17 protein-coding genes and 1 pseudogene are annotated in these 19500 nt (G+C 59.1%); 2 read left to right on the top strand and 16 right to left on the bottom strand.

Annotated features, from left to right (window positions below; all coding sequences use genetic code 11):
- Positions 1–72: 72 nt before the first annotated feature.
- From FQ185_RS25775 to FQ185_RS25700, 16 genes and pseudogenes are all read right to left on the bottom strand, one after another.
- A complete protein-coding gene (locus FQ185_RS25775; protein ID WP_149419900.1) occupies positions 73–1350 on the bottom strand; it encodes a flavohemoglobin expression-modulating QEGLA motif protein in 1278 nt (425 codons plus the stop codon).
- Positions 1351–1383: 33 nt separating this feature from the next.
- Complete coding sequence (locus FQ185_RS25770) at positions 1384–1938, bottom strand: hypothetical protein (RefSeq protein WP_149419899.1); 555 nt, start codon at positions 1936–1938, stop codon at positions 1384–1386.
- A gap of 160 nt (positions 1939–2098) precedes the next feature.
- A complete protein-coding gene (locus tag FQ185_RS25765) occupies positions 2099–2815 on the bottom strand; it encodes a TetR/AcrR family transcriptional regulator (RefSeq protein WP_149419898.1) in 717 nt (238 codons plus the stop codon).
- A 103-nt stretch (positions 2816–2918) separates the two neighbouring features.
- Positions 2919–4421: a lysine--tRNA ligase gene (gene lysS, locus FQ185_RS25760; protein WP_149419897.1), complete on the bottom strand. Its 1503-nt coding sequence runs from the start codon at positions 4419–4421 to the stop codon at positions 2919–2921.
- A 100-nt stretch (positions 4422–4521) separates the two neighbouring features.
- Positions 4522–5617, bottom strand: a protein-coding gene (gene prfB / locus FQ185_RS25755; protein ID WP_149419896.1) for a peptide chain release factor 2 whose coding sequence is annotated in 2 segments (ribosomal slippage) — positions 4522–5544 and positions 5546–5617 — 1095 coding nt in all. Because the reading frame shifts where the segments join, the coding sequence is not laid out codon by codon here.
- Between the two features lie 296 nt (positions 5618–5913).
- Positions 5914–6915, bottom strand: a complete 1002-nt coding sequence (locus FQ185_RS25750) for a diguanylate cyclase domain-containing protein (protein ID WP_149419895.1) — start codon at positions 6913–6915, stop codon at positions 5914–5916.
- Positions 6916–6963: 48 nt separating this feature from the next.
- Positions 6964–7974 carry a chemotaxis response regulator protein-glutamate methylesterase gene (locus tag FQ185_RS25745; RefSeq protein WP_149419894.1) on the bottom strand — a complete coding sequence of 337 codons (1011 nt, stop codon included), beginning with the start codon at positions 7972–7974 and terminating at the stop codon, positions 6964–6966.
- A complete protein-coding gene (locus FQ185_RS25740; protein WP_149419893.1) occupies positions 7971–10253 on the bottom strand; it encodes a hybrid sensor histidine kinase/response regulator in 2283 nt (760 codons plus the stop codon). Before FQ185_RS25740 ends, FQ185_RS25745 begins: the two co-directional genes overlap by 4 nt.
- A complete protein-coding gene (locus FQ185_RS25735) occupies positions 10250–10933 on the bottom strand; it encodes a chemotaxis protein CheW (protein WP_149419892.1) in 684 nt (227 codons plus the stop codon). The genes FQ185_RS25740 and FQ185_RS25735 overlap by 4 nt, the downstream gene beginning before the upstream one ends.
- Complete coding sequence (locus FQ185_RS25730; RefSeq protein WP_149419891.1) at positions 10930–12201, bottom strand: CheR family methyltransferase; 1272 nt, start codon at positions 12199–12201, stop codon at positions 10930–10932. Before FQ185_RS25730 ends, FQ185_RS25735 begins: the two co-directional genes overlap by 4 nt.
- Positions 12198–12734: a chemotaxis protein CheW gene (locus FQ185_RS25725; protein ID WP_149419890.1), complete on the bottom strand. Its 537-nt coding sequence runs from the start codon at positions 12732–12734 to the stop codon at positions 12198–12200. Before FQ185_RS25725 ends, FQ185_RS25730 begins: the two co-directional genes overlap by 4 nt.
- Complete coding sequence (locus FQ185_RS25720; protein WP_371926679.1) at positions 12734–14077, bottom strand: methyl-accepting chemotaxis protein; 1344 nt, start codon at positions 14075–14077, stop codon at positions 12734–12736. Before FQ185_RS25720 ends, FQ185_RS25725 begins: the two co-directional genes overlap by 1 nt.
- A gap of 35 nt (positions 14078–14112) precedes the next feature.
- Positions 14113–14357 (bottom strand): annotated as a pseudogene (locus FQ185_RS31200) (methyl-accepting chemotaxis protein); the annotation flags it as partial.
- A 250-nt stretch (positions 14358–14607) separates the two neighbouring features.
- Positions 14608–15330, bottom strand: coding sequence for a tellurite resistance TerB family protein (locus FQ185_RS25710; protein WP_149419889.1), 723 nt, complete (start codon positions 15328–15330; stop codon positions 14608–14610).
- Between the two features lie 400 nt (positions 15331–15730).
- Positions 15731–15892, bottom strand: coding sequence for a hypothetical protein (locus FQ185_RS30270; RefSeq protein WP_178113601.1), 162 nt, complete (start codon positions 15890–15892; stop codon positions 15731–15733).
- A 97-nt stretch (positions 15893–15989) separates the two neighbouring features.
- On the bottom strand, positions 15990–16175 hold the full coding sequence (locus FQ185_RS25700; protein WP_149419888.1) for a hypothetical protein: 186 nt from the start codon (positions 16173–16175) through the stop codon (positions 15990–15992).
- Between the two features lie 391 nt (positions 16176–16566).
- On the opposite strand from FQ185_RS25700, the gene FQ185_RS25695 reads away from it, so the two are divergent.
- Together FQ185_RS25695 and FQ185_RS25690 are read left to right on the top strand one after the other, a co-directional pair.
- Complete coding sequence (locus FQ185_RS25695) at positions 16567–18192, top strand: glucan biosynthesis protein D (RefSeq protein ID WP_149419887.1); 1626 nt, start codon at positions 16567–16569, stop codon at positions 18190–18192.
- A gap of 277 nt (positions 18193–18469) precedes the next feature.
- Positions 18470–19384: a glutamate/aspartate ABC transporter substrate-binding protein gene (locus FQ185_RS25690; protein ID WP_149419886.1), complete on the top strand. Its 915-nt coding sequence runs from the start codon at positions 18470–18472 to the stop codon at positions 19382–19384.
- Positions 19385–19500: the final 116 nt, after the last annotated feature.

Here is a 19500-nt window from a genome sequence, read left to right as displayed (position 1 = left end):
ACCTCGCGACAAAATGGGGTTTGAACAAATTCCTGTGGACAACAAATTATCCTGTGGGAATGTTCTCCAGCCTTAAAGGATATTCGAGTAATCCGCTTCGATCCGGTCCAGGCTCAGGTGATTGAGGAAGTTGGAGAAACACATCCACGCCGACAGCGCGTTCAAGTCACGGAACTGCTCGGGCAGATACTTGGGCGGCACCACCATTCCTTCATCCACCAATTGGCGCAACGTGCGCATGTCTTCCAGCGTGGTCTTGCCGCAAAACAGCAGCGGTATCTGCTCAAGCTTGCCTTTACGCACGGCTAACTGAATGTAGTTGTAAACCATGATAAAGCCCTTGAGGTAGGACAAGTCTTTGGTAAACGGTAGACCGGTTGGCACCGAACCGCGGAACACCCGACTGGCGTTGCCGTAGCTTTCGGCCATTTCGAAACCTTGCTCGCGGAAGAACTCGAATATCTGCAAAAAATCGGCGCCCTCCTCCACCATATGAATGGCGCGAGTGCGGTTGGTCAGTTTGCGCAGGCGACTCGGGTAGGAGGCAAAGGTGATGATCTCCATCAGGATCGCCAGGCCTTCCTGGGTCACGGTGGACGACGGCGGGCCTTTGGAAAGAAAGGTGCAGATCGGCTGGTTCAGACCGTTTAGCGTTGTGCCCACATGCACCAGCCCTTCGTGGACTTCCAGGGCGCGCACGTCACGCTCGTTGAACATCGCGTCGGTGCGAATCTTGATGTAGTCGGCGCCAGCCGCCGCATCGGCAACGATGCCGTCGGACTCGAACACCCGAATGGTTTCCTCGGCCTCGCCAAACACCTTGCTCAACCGGGTTTGCAACAAATGTACGGCGTCCTTGGCGGTGAGGATTTTCGGCTCGTCCTTCAGGTCTCCGCGGCCGTCGATGTTGTTCAGGTAATCGGAGAGCATCAGGCCCAGGTCGGACAGGGTCGGGTCGCCGGCGTGGAACGCATCGGACGCTGCGCCGTACAGTTCCTGGGAAATCAGTCCGAAATCTTCGGTGCCGCGCGCTTCGAGCATGCGCACCACCATCCGGTATTCCTTGCACATGCGACGCATGATCTGGCCGACCGGGTTGAACTGGCCGAGCTGACGGGTGATGTCGCGCTCGATGTTCTGGAATTCCAGTTTCACTTTGCTGGAGTCGAAGGACAGCGGCCGATTCAGGTAGTAATCGCGGTCCACCGCCGGCATTTCCTTGCCCTTGGCCTTGAGGAAACCTTTGCGAACGGTGTCGTCCCACTTGACCGCATCAAGGACGCGGATCGGCGTCTGTGCCAGCACAATGCGATCGGACAAAATGCGTATCGACTGCTGGTAATCGTCCACCCGAAACTCCTGTAGAAACCGTTACATGCTGGGTTATTTGGCTTTGGCCAGGCGCTGATAGCGCACCGCTTCGACGAACACATCGGAATTGGCCGGGTCGTCGAGGTAGGCGAATACCTGGTCCATGCTGGTGTTGACCAGTACGCCGTCACCTTCGTCGGTCTGGAAGCTTTCGCCACTCAGGACCTTTTGCCTGAGGGCTTGGTTGATCTGCTCAAGGTCGAGGTTGTAGACCACCAGTTCATGCTTATCGGTGAGTTCGAAACCCAAGAGGGTGAAATGCCCACCGAACTGCGCAGGCACCTTCGCCGACAGGTACCAGCGACTGCCATGGCGCGACACCGTGAAGGGATAGGCTTCGCGTTCCTTGGGCTTGGCCCTGAAGTAGCTGACCGCCTGATAGTGATTGTCGCCAATGCGCGTCAGCGTAAGGTTCAGCGGCTCGCCCCAGGCGTTGGTGCTGGTCCATTTGCCGAGCAACCCTTTGGGCACGGGCTCACTGTCGGGCATAGGCTCCTTGAAGGTCACCAGACAGCCACTGAGCAGCAGGAACGACAAGGCGATCACAACGACACGCCAGGCTTTCATTCAACACTCCCTTTGAATACACGCGGACCTCAAGTGAACACCGCCCCCTGTGGGAGTGAGCCTGCTCGCGATAGCGGTGTGTCAGCCAACATCAATGTTGAATGTTAAACCGCTATCGCGAGCAGGCTCACTCCCACAGGAGGTGTGGCGCCCACAAGGGTTACACCGACGCCAATACCAGGTGCATATACCGCGTGAGGATACCGAGCATTTCCACTTCGGCGACAGGCTCGGCGTCGTTGAGCAGGCCCTGATATTCCATCCGTCCGATAATCGCCGTCAACACTTTGGCATCTTGTCGTGGCTCGCGGGAACCCAACACCTCGAAAAAATGGCAGGTTCCCTGTAGCAGAATTTGCTGATGCGAGCGCACCAACTCCGCCAGACGCGGGTTCAACAGCGCCTCCTGACGGAACGCCTGCTCGGCCATCAAATGTTCGCGGCGGGTCTGCAACTGGCGGTGCACATAGTCGGACGTCAGCCGGGCAATGTCGTCGGCCAATTGCGAACGGGATTCAGGGCTGCCGTCACCGTAGGCAACCATTTCGCGCAGCAAGCCTTCGTTGTTGGCCCACAACTTGGCCATGAACGCCGCGCTGCGTTCCACGTATTGGGCAAAGGTATCGGTGAGCAAGTCATCGATATCCTTGAAGTAGTAAGTAGTGGCCGACAGCGGCACACCGGCTTCGGCGGCCACCGCACGGTGACGCACGGCCCGCACGCCATCGCGCACGACAATGCGCATCGCCGCATCAAGAATGTCCTGTCGACGCTGCTCGCTGCCCTGTCGGCTGGCCTTGCGACCCTGATACTGAACACTTTCAGCGACCGCCGTGGCGACGTCCGCTGCACCCTCTTGAGCAATTGCACGGTTCACGACAGGTATTCCTCTCTTACTTCAAAAGTAACCAATTGATACGTTTGTACCAGACAGGCAATAAAAAGCCGCCTGTTTTAGGCGGCTTTTTTTATTGAAACACTTACGCTTGCGGCCGCATGTGCGGGAACAGGATCACGTCGCGGATCGACGGGGAGTTGGTCAGCAGCATCACCAGACGGTCGATGCCGATCCCTTCACCGGCCGTCGGCGGCATGCCGTACTCCAGCGCGCGAACGAAATCGGCGTCGTAGTGCATGGCCTCGTCGTCGCCGGCGTCCTTGTCAGCCACCTGAGCCATGAAGCGCTCGGCCTGGTCTTCCGCGTCGTTCAACTCGGAGTAGGCGTTGGCGATTTCACGGCCACCGATGAACAGTTCGAAACGGTCGGTGACGTTCGGATTCTCGTCGTTGCGGCGGGCCAGTGGCGACACTTCGAACGGGTACTGGGTGATGAAGTGCGGCTGCTCCAGCTTGTGCTCGACCAGTTCTTCGAAAATCATCACCTGCAGTTTGCCCAGACCTTCGAAGCCCAGCACCTTGGCGCCGGCCTTCTTGGCGATGGCGCGAGCCTTTTCGATGTCGGTCAGGTCGTCAGCGGTCAGCTCAGGGTTGTACTTGAGGATCGAGTCGAACACCGACAGACGCACGAACGGTTCGCCGAAGTGGAACACCTTGTCGCCGTACGGCACGTCGGTGCTGCCCAGAACCAGCTGCGCCAATTCGCGGAACAGTTCTTCGGTCAGGTCCATGTTGTCTTCGTAGTCGGCGTAAGCCTGGTAGAACTCCAACATGGTGAATTCAGGGTTGTGACGAGTCGAAACGCCTTCGTTACGGAAGTTGCGGTTGATCTCGAAGACCTTTTCAAAACCACCGACCACCAGACGCTTGAGGTACAACTCAGGCGCGATACGCAGGAACATTTCCAGGTCCAGCGCGTTGTGGTGAGTTTCGAACGGCTTGGCTGCCGCGCCACCCGGAATGGTTTGCAGCATCGGCGTTTCCACTTCCAGGAAGTCACGCTGCATCAGGAAGCTGCGGATGTGCGCAATCACTTGCGAACGTACGCGGAAGGTCTGGCGCACTTCTTCGTTGACGATCAGGTCGACGTAACGCTGGCGATAGCGCTGTTCGGTGTCGGTCAGGCCGTGGTGTTTATCCGGCAGCGGACGCAGGGACTTGGTCAGCAGGCGCACTTCAGTCATTTCGACGTACAGGTCGCCCTTGCCGGAACGCGCCAGGGTGCCAACAGCGGCGATGATGTCGCCCATGTCCCAGGTTTTCACCGAGGCCAGGGTTTCTTCGGACAGGGTTTTACGGTTGACGTAGACCTGAATGCGACCGGTCATGTCCTGGATCACCATGAACGAGCCACGGTTGAGCATGATGCGACCGGCAACCTTGACCGGGATCGCAGCCTCTGCCAGCTCTTCCTTGGTCTTGTCCGCGTACTGTTTCTGCAAGTCTTCGCAGTAAGCATCACGACGGAAGTCGTTGGGGAAGGCCTGGCCCTTGGCGCGCTCGGCAGCAAGCTTTTCCTTGCGCAGGGCGATCAGGGAGTTTTCTTCCTGTTGCAGGGCTTGCGGGTCGAGTTGTAGGTCGCTCATGTCTTTAGATATTCCATCAGGTTCGTTACCCCCGGCATTCGCCGGGGTTCGCGGGCAAGCCACGCTCCTACAGGATCGTGGTGATCCTGTAGCGCGGGCCTTAAAGCCCTTGCTTCAGGCTGGCCACCAAGTATTCGTCGATGTCGCCGTCGAGCACCTTGTCGCAGTCGCTGCGTTCGACGTTAGTGCGCAAATCCTTGATTCGCGACTGGTCGAGCACGTACGAGCGAATCTGGTGACCCCAGCCGATATCCGACTTGGTGTCTTCCATGGCTTGGGAGGCAGCATTGCGTTTCTGCACTTCCTGCTCGTACAAGCGCGCCCGCAACATTTTCATCGCGGTGTCTTTGTTGGCGTGCTGGGAGCGTTCGTTCTGGCAGCTGACCACGGTGTTGGTCGGTACGTGGGTAATACGTACGGCCGAGTCGGTGGTGTTTACGTGCTGACCACCGGCACCGGAGGAGCGGTAGGTGTCGATGCGCAGGTCCGACGGGTTGATGTCGATTTCGATGTTGTCATCGATTTCCGGCGACACGAACACGGCCGAGAACGAGGTGTGGCGACGGTTACCGGAATCGTACGGGCTCTTGCGCACCAGACGGTGCACGCCGATTTCGGTACGCAACCAGCCAAAGGCGTATTCGCCCTTGATGTGGATGGTCGCGCCTTTGATACCGGCGACTTCACCGGCCGACAGCTCCATGATGGTCGCGTCGAAACCGCGTTTGTCAGCCCAGCGCAGGTACATGCGCAGCAGGATGTTGGCCCAGTCCTGGGCCTCGGTACCGCCGGAGCCGGCCTGGATGTCCAGGTAGGCGTTGTTGGCGTCCATCTCACCGCTGAACATGCGACGGAATTCGAGTTTTTCCAGGGACTCGCGAAGACGCTCGACTTCGGTTGCGACGTCATCGACGGCCGCCTGGTCTTCTTCTTCGGCGGACATCAGCAGCAGCTCTTTGGCATCGGCCAGGCCGGTGTGCATTTCGTCGAGGGTTTCGACGATCTGCGCCAGCAGCGAGCGCTCGCGACCCAGTTCCTGAGCGTACGAGGGGTTGTTCCAGACATTCGGATCTTCAAGCTCGCGATTGACTTCAGTCAGACGCTCATGCTTTTGATCGTAGTCAAAGATACCCCCGAATAGTTTCGGAGCGCTCGGACAGGTCCTTGATACTGTTAAGGATCGGGTTGATTTCCATGGCGGGCAGCACTCGTTGGCGAACTTTTGAAAGCCGGCGAGTATAACGTAATCAAGCTGTCACGGCAGCCCGCCTGGCGGCTTTAGCGGCGAATGGTTTTTGCTGAAGGGCGAACACTTGTAGCAGCGGTCGAGCCCCGCGAGGCCGCGTTCGAGGACGAAGTCCTCGCTAAGCCTGTGTACGCGGTTTGTCTGGAAGACCGCGCTGTATGGTTTTACGACGGCTTCGCCGCCGAACGCCGCCTCGCGGGGCTCGACAGCTGCTACGGTGCTACAGAGCGAGGTGGGGTTGTGAGGTTATTCGATCCCCACCTGATTACGCCCATTGTTCTTCGCCAGATACAGCCCCTTGTCCGCCGCCGAGATCAGTTGCCGGCAATCGCTGCCCGGCTGCGGGATCATGGTCGACAGGCCGATGCTGATGGTCAGGCTCGAACCTTCGACGGGGAAAATGTGTGGAATCTTCAGCGCGGCCACGGTCAGGCGCAGTTTTTCCGCCACCAGTCGCGCACCGCCCGGCGTGGTATTGGGCAGCACCAGGACAAACTCTTCACCGCCGTAACGGGCCGGCAGGTCCGAAGGCCGGGCGCTGGCGTCGCGAATCGCGGTGGCGACTTTACGCAGAGCCTCATCGCCTTCCAGGTGACCAAAGCTGTCGTTGTAGGACTTGAAGTAGTCGACATCGATCATCAGCAGTGACAGTTGTGTTTGATCGCGCAGCGAACGGCGCCACTCCAGTTCCAGGTATTCATCGAAGTGTCGGCGGTTCGACAGCCCGGTCAAGCCGTCGGAGTTCATCAAACGCTGCAGCACAAGATTGGTGTCGAGCAGCTGCTGCTGGCTGACCCGCAACGCGCGGTAAGCCGCATCGCGCTGCAACAAGGTCATATAGGAGCGCGAGTGATAGCGGATGCGCGCCACCAGTTCGATGTTGTCCGGCAGCTTGACGAGGTAATCGTTGGCCCCGGCCGCGAACGCCGCGCTTTTGATCAGCGGGTCTTCCTTGGTCGACAGGACGATGATCGGGATGTTCTTGGTCGCCGGATGGTTGCGGTACTCGCGCACCAGACTCAAGCCGTCAAGACCGGGCATCACCAGATCCTGGAGGATCACCGTCGGTTTGATGCGGATCGCCTGGGCGATGGCCTGGTGCGGGTCGGCGCAGAAATGGAAGTCGATATTGTCTTCGTTCGACAAACCGCGGCGCACCGCCTCGCCGATCATCGCCTGATCGTCCACCAATAACACCATGGCGGCGTTTTCGTCGGTTTTGAAGTCGTCGGGCTGTAAATTATTCATGTGCGATCACCTGATTACTACTTGGGCCAGGATTGCTCTGAAAATGCTTCATTTAGAGAAAATCTCCAGCAATCGTGGCGCTATCTTGTCCAGTGGGCGAACTTCCATAGCTGCGTCGATGGCCGCTGCCGCTTTGGGCATTCCGTATACCGCACTGCTGTGCTGATCCTGAGCGATGGTCAGGTAACCTTGTTGGCGCATGAGTTTAAGCCCCTGCGCGCCATCGCGCCCCATGCCAGTCAACAAAACGCCTATGGCATCGCCGCTCCAGTAACTGGCCACGCTCTCGAAAAACACATCGATCGAGGGCCGGTAGATCTCGTTGACCGGTTCGGCGGTGTAGGCCAGCGTGCCGTTTTTCAACAACCGAATATGATGGTTAGTGCCGGCCAGCAACACGGTGCCGGCCTGCGGTGGCTCGCCTTCCTGAGCCAGGCGCACGTTCAGGCCGCTGGCACTGCTCAGCCATTCGGCCATGCCGGCGGCGAACACCTGGTCAACGTGCTGCACCAATACGATGGCCGCCGAAAAATCTCGCGGCAGGCCTTTGAGCAATACTTCCAGCGCGGCCGGCCCGCCAGCGGACGAACCGATCGCGATCAGACGCTGGCGCGAGGCCGAGCTGCGTTGCGGGCTCGGTGCCGGTCGCTCCCGATTGCCTCGATCACCGATCAGCCAACCGATGTTCATGATTTTGCGCAGTAACGGGGCTGCTGCCTCCGCCGCATTACCGGCACCGAGGGCCGGCGTATCGACCACATCCAGCGCTCCGTGGCCCATGGCTTCGAACACCCGATGCACGTTCTGCTCGCGGTCGACCGTAACGATGACAATTGCGCACGGCGTATCAGCCATGATCCGCCGGGTCGCCTCCACGCCATCCATCACGGGCATGATCAGGTCCATCAGAATCAGATCCGGCGTATTTTCAGCGCAACGCTGCACCGCCTCGGCCCCATTACTGGCGACCCAGACCACCTCGTGCGCCGGCTCGAACGCCAAGGCGCGGCGCAGGGCCTCTACCGCCATGGGCATGTCGTTGACGATAGCGATTTTCATGCCCGCGCTCCCCCGATGAGCTCAACCACTGCATCGAGCAGGGCATCGTCATGAAAACTGGCTTTGGCTAGATAATAGTCAGCTCCGGCGTCCAGCCCACGACGACGGTCTTCTTCGCGATCCTTGTAGGACACCACCATAACCGGCAGCGATTGCAGGCGATTGTCCCGACGCAATAAAGACACCAGTTCAATGCCGTCCATGCGCGGCATATCAATGTCGGTGATCAGCAGATCGAAATCCTCCGAACGCAGCGCATTCCAGCCATCCATACCGTCGACTGCCACAGCCACGTCGTACCCGCGATTGAGCAACAGTTTGCGCTGCAATTCGCGCACGGTCAGGGAATCGTCGACCACCAGGATCCGTTTGCGCGCGGCTTCCACCACCTGATTGCTGTGACGGGCAATCCGCTCCAGACGCCCGGTATTGAGCAGTTTATCCACCGAACGCAGCATGTCTTCGACATCGACGATCAGCACCACAGAACCGTCATCAAGCAAGGCCCCGGCGGAAATGTCCTGCACTTTGCCCAGACGCTCATCCAGCGGCAATACCACCAACGTCCGCTCGCCGATAAAACGCTCGACTGCCACGCCGTAGATCGCCTCGCGCTCGCGGATCACCACGACTTTGAGGGTTTGCTGACTGTTCTGGCTCGCCGGGCGCTGCAACAGTTGGCTGGCCGCCACCAGCCCGACGTGCCGGCCTTCGTACCAAAAATGTTGCCGGCCTTCGACCTGAACGATGTCCGCCCGCTCCAGATCGCACATGCGTTCGATGTGGGCCAGCGGGAAGGCATAGGCCTCGTCGCCGACTTCCACCACCAGGCTGCGCACCACCGACAGGGTCAGCGGCACTTCGAGATGGAAGCGACTGCCCTCGCCCGCCGTCTGCTCCAGCACCACCGCGCCACGCACCTGGCGAACCATGTGCTGAACCGCATCCAGACCGACGCCGCGTCCGGAGACTTCGGTGACCGTGTCCCGCAGGCTGAAGCCCGGTAAAAACAGGAAGGTCAGCAGTTCCTCTTCGCTCAACTGCGCTGCGGTCTCAGCCGGGGACAATTGGCGTTCGATGATGCTGCTGCGGACCTTTTCCAGATCGACGCCATTGCCGTCATCGCTCAGTTCCATCACCAGCAGACCCGCCTGATGGGAGGCGCGCAGACGGATCAAACCTTCAGCCGGCTTGCCGGCCAACAGACGTTGTTCAGGGGTTTCGATGCCGTGATCGACGGCGTTGCGCAGCAGGTGTGTCAACGGCGCTTCGAGTTTTTCCAGTACGTCGCGATCGACCTGGGTCTTTTCACCCTCGATCTCCAGCCGCACTTGCTTGCCGAGGCTGCGACCGAGGTCACGCACCATGCGCACTTGCCCGGTCAATACATCGGCAAAGGGCCGCATGCGACAGGCCAAAGCCGTGTCGTATAACACTTGCGCTCGCTGACTGGCCTGCCAGGCGAACTCATCCAGCTCGGCGTTTTTTTCCACCAGCAATTGCTGGGATTCAGCCAGTAACCGGCGGGCATCTTCGAGCGCTTCCCGGGCCTCGAGGCTCAAGGTATGTTCCTTGAGATGAACGTTGAGGTTCTCCAGAGCCCGCAGGCCACTACTCTGCGTGCGCTTGAGCCGCTGCATGGTGGCCAGGTGCGGTTTGAGCCGCAGGGTTTCCACCAGGGATTTGCTGGACAGGTCGAGCAGGCTGTTCAAACGTTCGGCCGTGACGCGCAGCACTCGCTCACCGTTTTCGGTGGTGCGCTTGTTTTTGCGCAGCGCCTCCACCGGTTCAGCTACCGCGACCGGCGTTTCAACTGTTAGCGCCGACGCTTCGAGCTGAAGTTCCGCCATCACTGGTGCGGCAGGTGCAGTGACCGGCGCACGCGCCGCCATCGGATCAAGCAACCGCGCCATCAGGGCCACGTAAGCCTCGATATCCGCAAGCTCTGGATTGTTGTTCGGCGTGGCGATGCGCATCAGCAAATCGGTGCCTTGCAACAGCGCATCAATGTGTTCGGGTCGCAGATACAAGCGCCCTTCCTGGGCGCTGACCAGGCAATCCTCCATCACATGAGCGACACTGACGCCTGCATCCACGCCGACGATCCGCGCAGCCCCCTTGAGCGAGTGCGCCGCACGCATGCACGATTCGAGGTGATCGGCCTGTGTCGGATCGCGCTCAAGGGCCAACAGTCCTGCGCTCAGCACTTGGGTCTGGGCCTCGGCTTCCAGACTGAAGAGTTCCAGCAACGAGGCGTCGCGCAATTGCTCGGGGGTCATGTGAGGCTCCGGGTCACCGCGGACAGCAGCTGTTCTTCATCCAGCCAACGCAGGCTGCGACCTTTGAATTGCAACACGCCACGGGTGTATTTGGCGCTGACCTGGGTTCCCGACCGGGACGCTGCATCAAGGATGTGCTCGTCGATGGCGTGAATCCCGTCCACTTCGTCCACCGGCACCACCACCGGCCCACCGTGGGCAGCGATGATCAGCATCCGCGGCATGACTCGCGCACCAGACGCCACGCTGCTGACGCCGTCCAGCCCCAGCAACTCAACCAAAGAGAGGCACGCCACCAAAGCGCCGCGTACATTCGCCACGCCGAGCAACGCCCGGGAGCGCTGGTGCGGCAAGGAGTGAATCGCTTGCAGCGGCGCCACTTCCACCAGACTGCGCGTGGCCAGAGCCAGCCATTCTTCACCGAGGCGGAACATCAATAGCGAGCGGGTTTTCACGTCGCTCTCGACCGCCGTGGAGACTTGCCCGCGATCTTCCTGCTGCAACGCGTAGCGGTCGAGCAAACGCGTCGCGGCGGCCGAGTACACCGCGCAATTGCGGCAGTGAATATGCTCGATCAGCAGTGGGCAAGACTTGTCGCCGTGGATACCGATGCGGTTCCAGCAATCGTCGATGGTCTGGGCATCTTCATGGGTGACGCTAAAGGTGTCGGAGGCGATCATCGATTACGCTCACTGTCAGCGGCACGTTCGCTGCGGGCGGCGCGGGCCTGCAATCGTCTGGCACCCGTCGTGTCACCCTGGGATTGCAGCAATGCTGCCAGGTGCATCAACGCGTCGGGATGTTGCGGTTCGAGGTACAACGCCTTGCGATAAAAACCCTGGGCCTCAAAAGTGCTGCCAGCGACATCGCTGAGCAAGCCCAGCCAGTAAAAGACCTGGGCCGCTGGTTCGTGACTGCGCAAGTAGCTATCGCACGCGGTACGGGCCTCGACGCTTTTGCCTTCGTTGGCCAGTGCGGCGATGTTCGCCAGCAATGCGGCAGCATCCGGGTTAGCCGTTTTCGTCGCGACAGGTAGCGGCGCCACCATTGCGAAGGGTCGGCTGCAAACGGGCGCCGGTGTCACGCTGCGCACCGGTTGGCGCACCGGCAGCGGGATCGGAATGAAAGTCGGCAAAGGCTGGGGCTCAGGCGCGCTCTGGCGTCTGAAGGCAAAGGACTGCGCGATACCGATCGAACGCATGCCAAAGCGCCCCAGCAAACTGCCCTCGGCCGGGCCGATAAACAACACGCCGTCGACATGGGTCAGCCGCTTGAGCACTTCGAAAACTTGCTGCTGGGTCGATTGATCGAAATAGATCAGCAGGTTGCGGCAGAACACGAAGTCGTAGGGCGGTTCGCTGGCCAACAACGCCGGATCGAGCAGATTGCCGACCTGCAAACGCACTTGCTCAAGCACTCGCCCGCTGAGGCGATAACCGTCGCTTTCGGCGGTGAAATGCCGCTCGCGAAATTCGATGTCCTGACCGCGAAAGGAGTTCTTGCCGTACAGCGCACGCCGGGCTTTTTCCACCGACAACGGGCTGACGTCCATGCCGTCGACCTTGAACTGATGTGGCTTTAATCCAGCATCGAGCAGGGCCATGGCGATGGAATACGGTTCTTCGCCGGTGGAACACGGCAGGCTGAGAATCCGCAGGGCACGCATGTTGTTGATCTCGGCCAGCCGCTTGACGGCCAGTTTCGCCAGGGTGGCGAAGGATTCCGGGTAACGGAAAAACCAGGTCTCAGGAACGATCACCGCTTCAATCAGCGCCTGCTGCTCGTCGCGGGAACCTTGCAAGGTGTGCCAATACTCATCGGCCGTCAGTGCCTTTGACGCCGTGCTGCGCTGGCGCACCGCACGTTCGATAATCGCAGGCCCCACCGAGGTCACATCGAGGCCGATGCGTTCTTTGAGGAAATCAAAAAATCGCTGATCGCTGCTCATGGCCGCTCCTCAAGCAGCGTCAGGTCCAACGGCTGCGCCGGAAACAGCAGCGCGCGAACCTGATCATCCAGCAGATCGGCGACCCGCACCCATTGCAGCAGTCCTTGCGCATCTTCTCGCACAGGCCCGAGGTACGGCGCCTGCCGATTGTCCAGGCCATAGGGTTGAAAGTCCGCCGGGGTGCACCGCAAGGTGTCGGTGGCCTGCTCCAGAATCAGCCCGAGCAACTGGGCCTCAGCGGTTTCATCCGGACGATAATTGACCAGCACCAACCGAGTGCTGGTCCGGGCCTGGGCCGGTTGGCCGAAGGTCAGTGCACTGAGGTCGATCACCGGCACCACTGCGCCGCGATAGGCGAACACCCCGGCGACCCAGTCCGGCGCGCGCGGGATAGGTTTCAACGGCAGGCGCGGCAGCACTTCCGCCACCTCGATCGCCTGCAAGGCATAGCGCTCGTTGCCGATGCGGAATACCAGAAACAATGATTGCAGCGCCGGCTTCACGGCGATGCGTTTGGCCGTGAGTTCGCTCATCAGACTTTGAATCGCGAAACGCCGCTACGCAGCCCGACCGCCACCTGGCTCAGTTCGTCGATGGCGAAACTGGCCTGACGCAAGGACTCGACGGTCTGGCTGCTGGCATCGCCCAATTGCACCAGCGCATGGTTGATCTGTTCGGCGCCCGTGGCCTGGGCCTGCATGCCTTCATTGACCATCAACACCCGCGGCGCCAGCGCCTGGACCTGATGGATGATCTGCGACAGCTGCTCGCCCACCTGCTGCACCTCGGACATGCCGCGGCGCACTTCTTCGGAGAACTTGTCCATGCCCATGACCCCGGCCGACACCGCCGACTGAATCTCGCGCACCATTTGCTCGATGTCGTACGTGGCGACCGCGGTCTGGTCCGCCAGCCGCCGTACTTCGGTGGCGACCACGGCAAAGCCGCGACCGTATTCACCGGCCTTCTCGGCCTCAATCGCCGCGTTCAGCGACAGCAGATTGGTCTGATCGGCGACTTTGACGATGGTCACGACCACCTGATTGATGTTGCCGGCCTTCTCGTTGAGGATCGCCAGTTTGGCGTTCACCAGATCGGCTGCGCCCATCACCGAGTGCATGGTTTCTTCCATACGCGCCAGGCCTTGCTGCCCGGAGCCGGCGGCCACCGAAGCCTGATCGGCAGCGGTGGAGACTTCGGTCATGGTGCGCACCAGGTCACGGGACGTCGCGGCGATCTCACGGGACGTCGCGCCGATTTCGGTGGTAGTGGCGGCGGTTTCGGTGGCGGTCGCCTGTTGTTGCTTGGAGGTGGCGGCGATCTCGGTGACCGAGGTGGTGACCTGCACCGAGGAGCGCTGGGCCTGCGATACCAGGGACGTCAGCTCGGTCATCATGTCGTTGAAGCCGGTTTCTACAGCATCGAATTCGTCCTTGCGCTCCAGGTTCAGTCGACCGCTGAGGTCGCCGGTGCGCATGATTTCGAGGATCTGCACGATCCGGTTCATCGGCGCCATGATCGCGCGCATCAGCAGCAGACCGCAGAGGCCGGCGGCCAGTACCGCAACCAACAAGGAAATGCCCATGCTGACTTCTGCCTCGACCACGGCATTATCGATGTCCACGATGCCCTGGTCGGCCACGACTTTGTTTTCGCGGATGATGTCATTGAGCTTCACGCGACCCGCATTCCAGGCCGGGGTCAGTTGCTCGTTGAACATCTTGATGGCTTCGGTTTCCAGATTGCGCTGATGCAAGTCGAGTAAAGCGGTCAGGACCTTGTCATAACTGTCATGGCTTTTTTCGAAGGCGGCGAATTCGACCTTGTCTTCATCCGTGGTGACAGTGCCACGATAGTTGTTTATCTGCTCGTGCAGATGCTCATCGAAGATTTTGAAATTGGCGGTATCTTCAGCGCGGATACCCTGCCCCCCCCCTGAAACCGAGCATTTCCTGGGTCAGGAGGTAGCTGTCGACCCAGGCACCACGAATCATCGAGCTGTAATACACCCCGGGAAGCGCGTCTTCACGAACGCTGGCTTCGCTGTTTTCGATCTTCAACAGCCGGGAATATGAGACGACGACCATCAGCAACATGATGGCGATAATCACCGCAAAGCTCGCCAGGATCCGTTGGCGCAACGTCCAGTTCTTCACAGTCAGTCCTCGGTGCGGTTCAAATGCTGCGCAGTATAGCCGAGGGCGGGGGTGCATCTATAAAGGGTTGCGCAGCATTTCTCATTCCGGGCAGAAACGCTGGGGATTGGGCTATTGAGGGGTGTGGTGCGCCTGAAAATGCTTTCGCGAGCAGGCTCGCTCCCACAGGAGATCTCCGTCGAACGCAAATTTCGTGCTCACTGAAGATCTATTGTGGGAGCGAGCCTGCTCGCGAAGAGGCCCTGAAGACTTACACCGAAGCCTGGCGCACCTGCTTTTCCAACTCTGCCTTCAATCCCGACTCAAGTTTCAGCTGCCGCGCCAGTTCATCGAGGTAGGACTTCTCCATGAAGTTCTCCTCGTCCACCAGCATCACACTGGCGATGTACATTTCAGCGGCCATTTCCGGGGTGCTGGCGGCGCGGGCGACGTCGGTCGGATCAAGAGGCTTGTTCAACTCGGCATGCAGCCAGTGTTGCAGTTCCTGATCATTGTCGAGTTTGGTGAACTCGCCTTCGATCAGCGCACGTTCGCGCTCATCGACGTGGCCATCGGCCTTGGCCGCAGCCACCAGCGCAACGAGAATTGCCTGGCTATGCTGTTCGACTTGCGCTGCCGGCAAGCGGTCGACGGTTTGCGGCTCGGTCTTCGGCGCAGTGCCCTGCTGGGCCTGCCAGTTGCCATAAGCCTTGTAGGCAATGACGCCCAGCGCCGCAAGGCCGCCGTAGGTCAGGACCTTGCCGCCGACATTGCGACCCTTCTTGCTGCCCAGCAACAGACCCATCGCACCGGCCGCCAGTGCGCCGCCACCCGCGCCCGAGAGCAGGCTGCCGAGGCCGCCCGAGCCACCGCTGCCACCGAGCAACCCGCCCAAGCCACCGCCTGATGCCTTGTTCTGCGAACTGCCGGCCTTGTTCTGCAACATGTCCTGACCGGATTTGAGTAACTGATCGAGCAATCCACGGGTGTTCATTTTGCTGCCTCCACGAATTCGGGGTAACCGGATCATTTGGGCCACCAGCCTAGGTCGAAAGTGCCCGGTTACCGAATTCGAGAGTGCTTCCAGATGTTGCCTGGCTGTTGCGCGCCGCTGTTCCTCCCGTCCTGGACGTCGAAAAAAACGATGGTCCACAACGGCCAGCACCCAAATCTGTCGAAGGATTAGTGGCGGCTCCTTTTTCAACATGGAGTCGAAAAATGCTTACGCACACACCAAATCCGTCTGAAATCCATCCGCATTACACCCCTACCGTCTTCACCCGCCACAACCGCTTCCTCCACGCCGTGAATAAATGAAAAAGGGGCAGACTTCACAGTCTGCCTCTTGGGTTAATCAGCCTCTCAAAAAACCTCCGCATAAGCCTTCCAAAATATCAATCCTCATCTCGTAGCAGCGCCATCAGTTCATCGGTTCGCCATTTGATATCCGCTTTACCTCGCGCGGCTTCGAACTGATCTGGAGCGCCAGTCTTGCGGGACTCGTCATTTGGCTTCGGAATCGTGACTTCGTCCTCGTTGTTCATGATTGTCGACATGATAATTTCCTGAGCTTTGTCTGTTGAAATGTCGGGTTCCTACCGCCCTGTAGGATCTGACCGCGACACCCGTGTCACGGCCAAAGCCTTCTCCTTTTCAAAACCTCGAAACACTCCTCATCGCATCCACCAGATACCGCATTGCAATCTGGTCGCTTTCCGACAGCTCCCGATAGCGCTCCAACAACTTCATCTCGTCCGAACTGACCCGACGCTTTCGGCGCACAGTGGTCAAGCAAGGAAGGATTCCCAGCAACTGGGTGATGCCTTGTACTTTCGTCATGGACGATGTCCTTCTATAAGCCCGAGAAAACTTCAAAAACCGCATCGCCCTCTCCTTTTTGTAGTCGCCGGCCTGAAGGGCAGAGGTCGGTCATGGGCATAGAATAGAAAGTAAATCGGCGCTGAAAAGCAGTTTTTAGAGTAATTAGTCGAAAAAAGCAGTTATGCCCTATAAATCAGAATGTACTGTCAGAAAACTTCACCGACACTTCTTGTTTCATTGCCGCGCCATCGCCACGCCATCAATCATTTTTCCTCTGCAACCGAACGGACTAAGCTATTTGGCATCTGTTTAATGTCCGTTGCGTTTGGCCGAAGGCATGTCCGAACCTCTATTTTTGATCCAGCACGTGCCAAGAACGGCGCGGGATTGTTCACGACAGGTTGTACTTATGCACCGCAGGAATTTGCTCAAAGCGTCCATGGCCATCGCTGCCTACACCGGATTGTCTGCCACCGGCCTACTGGCTGCCCGGGCTTGGGCCGGTAACGGCACGGCGGATGGCGAGGCTCAGGCCTTCGACTTCGAAGCCTTGAAGATTCAGGCCAAGCAGCTTGCCAGCAGTCGCTATCAAGACACCAAGCAGGTCTTGCCGCCGACGCTAGCGACCATGGCGCCGCAACAATTCAACGCGATCCAGTACGACGGTAACCATTCCCTGTGGAACGACCTGAACGGTCAGCTGGACGTGCAGTTTTTCCACGTCGGCATGGGTTTCAAGCAGCCGGTGCGCATGTACAGCGTCGATCCAAAGACCCGTCAGGCGCGGGAGGTCCATTTCCGCCCGTCGCTGTTCAACTATGAAAAAACCACGGTCGACACCAAGCAGCTCACGGGCGACCTGGGGTTCTCCGGGTTCAAGCTGTTCAAGGCACCGGAACTGGACAAGCACGACGTATTGTCCTTCCTCGGCGCCAGCTATTTCCGCGCGGTAGACGCTTCGGGCCAATATGGTTTGTCGGCTCGCGGGCTGGCGATCGATACCTACGCCAAGAAACGTGAAGAGTTTCCGGACTTCACCAAGTTCTGGTTCGAGACGCCCGACAAGGACAGCACCCGCTTCGTGGTCTATGCCCTGCTGGATTCGCCGAGCGCCACCGGCGCCTATCGTTTCGACATCGATTGCCAGGCCAATCAGGTGGTCATGGGCATCGACGCCCACATCAATGCGCGCACTGCCATCGAACAATTGGGCATCGCGGCAATGACCAGCATGTTCAGCTGCGGCACCCACGAACGGCGCATGTGCGACACCATTCACCCGCAAATACACGACTCTGATCGCCTGGCCATGTGGCGCGGCAACGGCGAGTGGATCTGCCGCCCGCTGAATAATCCGGCGACCCTGCAATTCAATGCCTTCGCTGACACAGATCCAAAAGGTTTCGGCCTGGTACAGACCGATCACGAGTTCGCCAGCTATCAAGACACCGTCGACTGGTACAGCAAGCGCCCAAGTCTGTGGGTAGAGCCTACAACCGCGTGGGGCGAAGGCTCTATCGATCTGTTGGAAATTCCTACAACGGGTGAAACCCTCGATAACATCGTGGCCTTCTGGACCCCGAAAAAACCGGTCGCGGCCGGCGATTCCCTGAATTACGGCTACAAACTCTACTGGAGCGCTTTGCCACCGGTCGGCACGCCACTGGCGCGAGTCAACGCGACTCGGTCGGGCATGGGCGGTTTCATCGAAGGCTGGGCACCGGGCGAGCATTACCCGCCGGTCTGGGCGCGTCGCTTTGCCGTGGACTTTACTGGTGGAGGCCTGGACCGCTTGCCCGCAGGCGCGGGGATCGAACCGGTGGTGACCTGCTCGAACGGCGAGGTCAAGGATTTCAACGTGCTGGTGCTCGATGACATCAAGGGCTACCGCATCACCTTCGACTGGTACCCAACCAACGACAGCGTGGCGCCGGTAGAGCTGCGGTTGTTCATTCGCACCAACGATCGCACGTTGAGCGAAACCTGGTTGTACCAATACTTCCCGCCAGCACCGGACAAACGCAAATACCCTTAAGCTCCGCCAAGCCTCGACATTTCATTCGGTTTTCCGAACGCGACCTGACGGTCGGTTCGGTTAACCGGATTATCCCGCCTCAAAATTCCTGCCATAAATTTTTAATCTCCTTGTAAATCAATGATTTGATCTATTCAGCCTAGCCTGGCACGAGTCATGCTCTACACTCTTGAGCGAATGCTTTGTTGCGCCAACCCTTCAGGAGCCAGCAAACGTTCGAAGCACAAAAGGGCCGATGAACTGGCTCCATAAAAAAAACAATGTCGAGGAAAATTTGATGCGCATCGTTCCCCATATCCTGGGCGCAGCCATTGCTGCCGCTCTGATTAGCACTCCAGTTTTCGCTGCCGAACTCACCGGCACACTGAAGAAGATCAAAGAGTCCGGCACCATCACCCTCGGGCATCGTGACGCTTCCATTCCGTTTTCCTACATCGCGGACGCTTCCGGCAAACCGGTTGGCTACTCTCACGATATTCAGCTGAAAGTCGTCGAAGCCCTGAAAAAAGACTTGGACCTACCGAACCTGCAGGTCAAATACAACCTGGTCACCTCGCAAACCCGTATTCCGCTGGTGCAGAACGGGACCGTGGACCTCGAATGCGGCTCCACCACCAACAACGTCGAGCGTCAGCAGCAAGTTGACTTCTCCGTTGGCATCTTCGAAATCGGCACCAAGCTGCTGACAAAGAAAGATTCGCCGTACAAGGATTTCCCTGATCTGAAAGGCAAGAACATCGTGACCACCGCCGGCACCACGTCCGAGCGCATCATCAAGTCGATGAACGCCGACAAGCAGATGGGCATGAACGTGATCTCTGCCAAGGACCACGGCGAGTCCTTCCAGATGCTGGAATCTGGCCGTGCAGTGGCTTTCATGATGGACGACGCCTTGTTGGCCGGTGAAATGGCCAAGGCCAAGAAGCCAACTGACTGGGTCGTGACCGGCACTCCACAGTCTTATGAAATCTACGGCTGCATGGTCCGCAAGGGCGACGCGCCGTTCAAGAAGGCTGTCGACGACGCCATCGTCGCGACCTACAAATCGGGCGAGATCAACAAGATCTACGAAAAATGGTTCATGCAGCCAATCCCGCCTAAAAACCTGAACCTGATGTTCCCGATGAGCGACGAGCTCAAGGCCTTGATCGCCAATCCGACCGATAAAGCGGCTGACGACAAGAAATCCTGATTTCTGACTAACCTTATCTCCTGAGGGGGCCTCTGCCCTTTCAGGGATGGTCACTCCCTGCTGGCATTTTTGGAAACACTCGAACCGGTGGTTGTCGAGCCGCTCGTGTGTGCCCG

The organism is Pseudomonas sp. ANT_H12B, assembly GCF_008369325.1.
Lineage (GTDB): Bacteria > Pseudomonadota > Gammaproteobacteria > Pseudomonadales > Pseudomonadaceae > Aquipseudomonas.
This window is presented reverse-complemented; position numbering and strand designations above follow the sequence as displayed.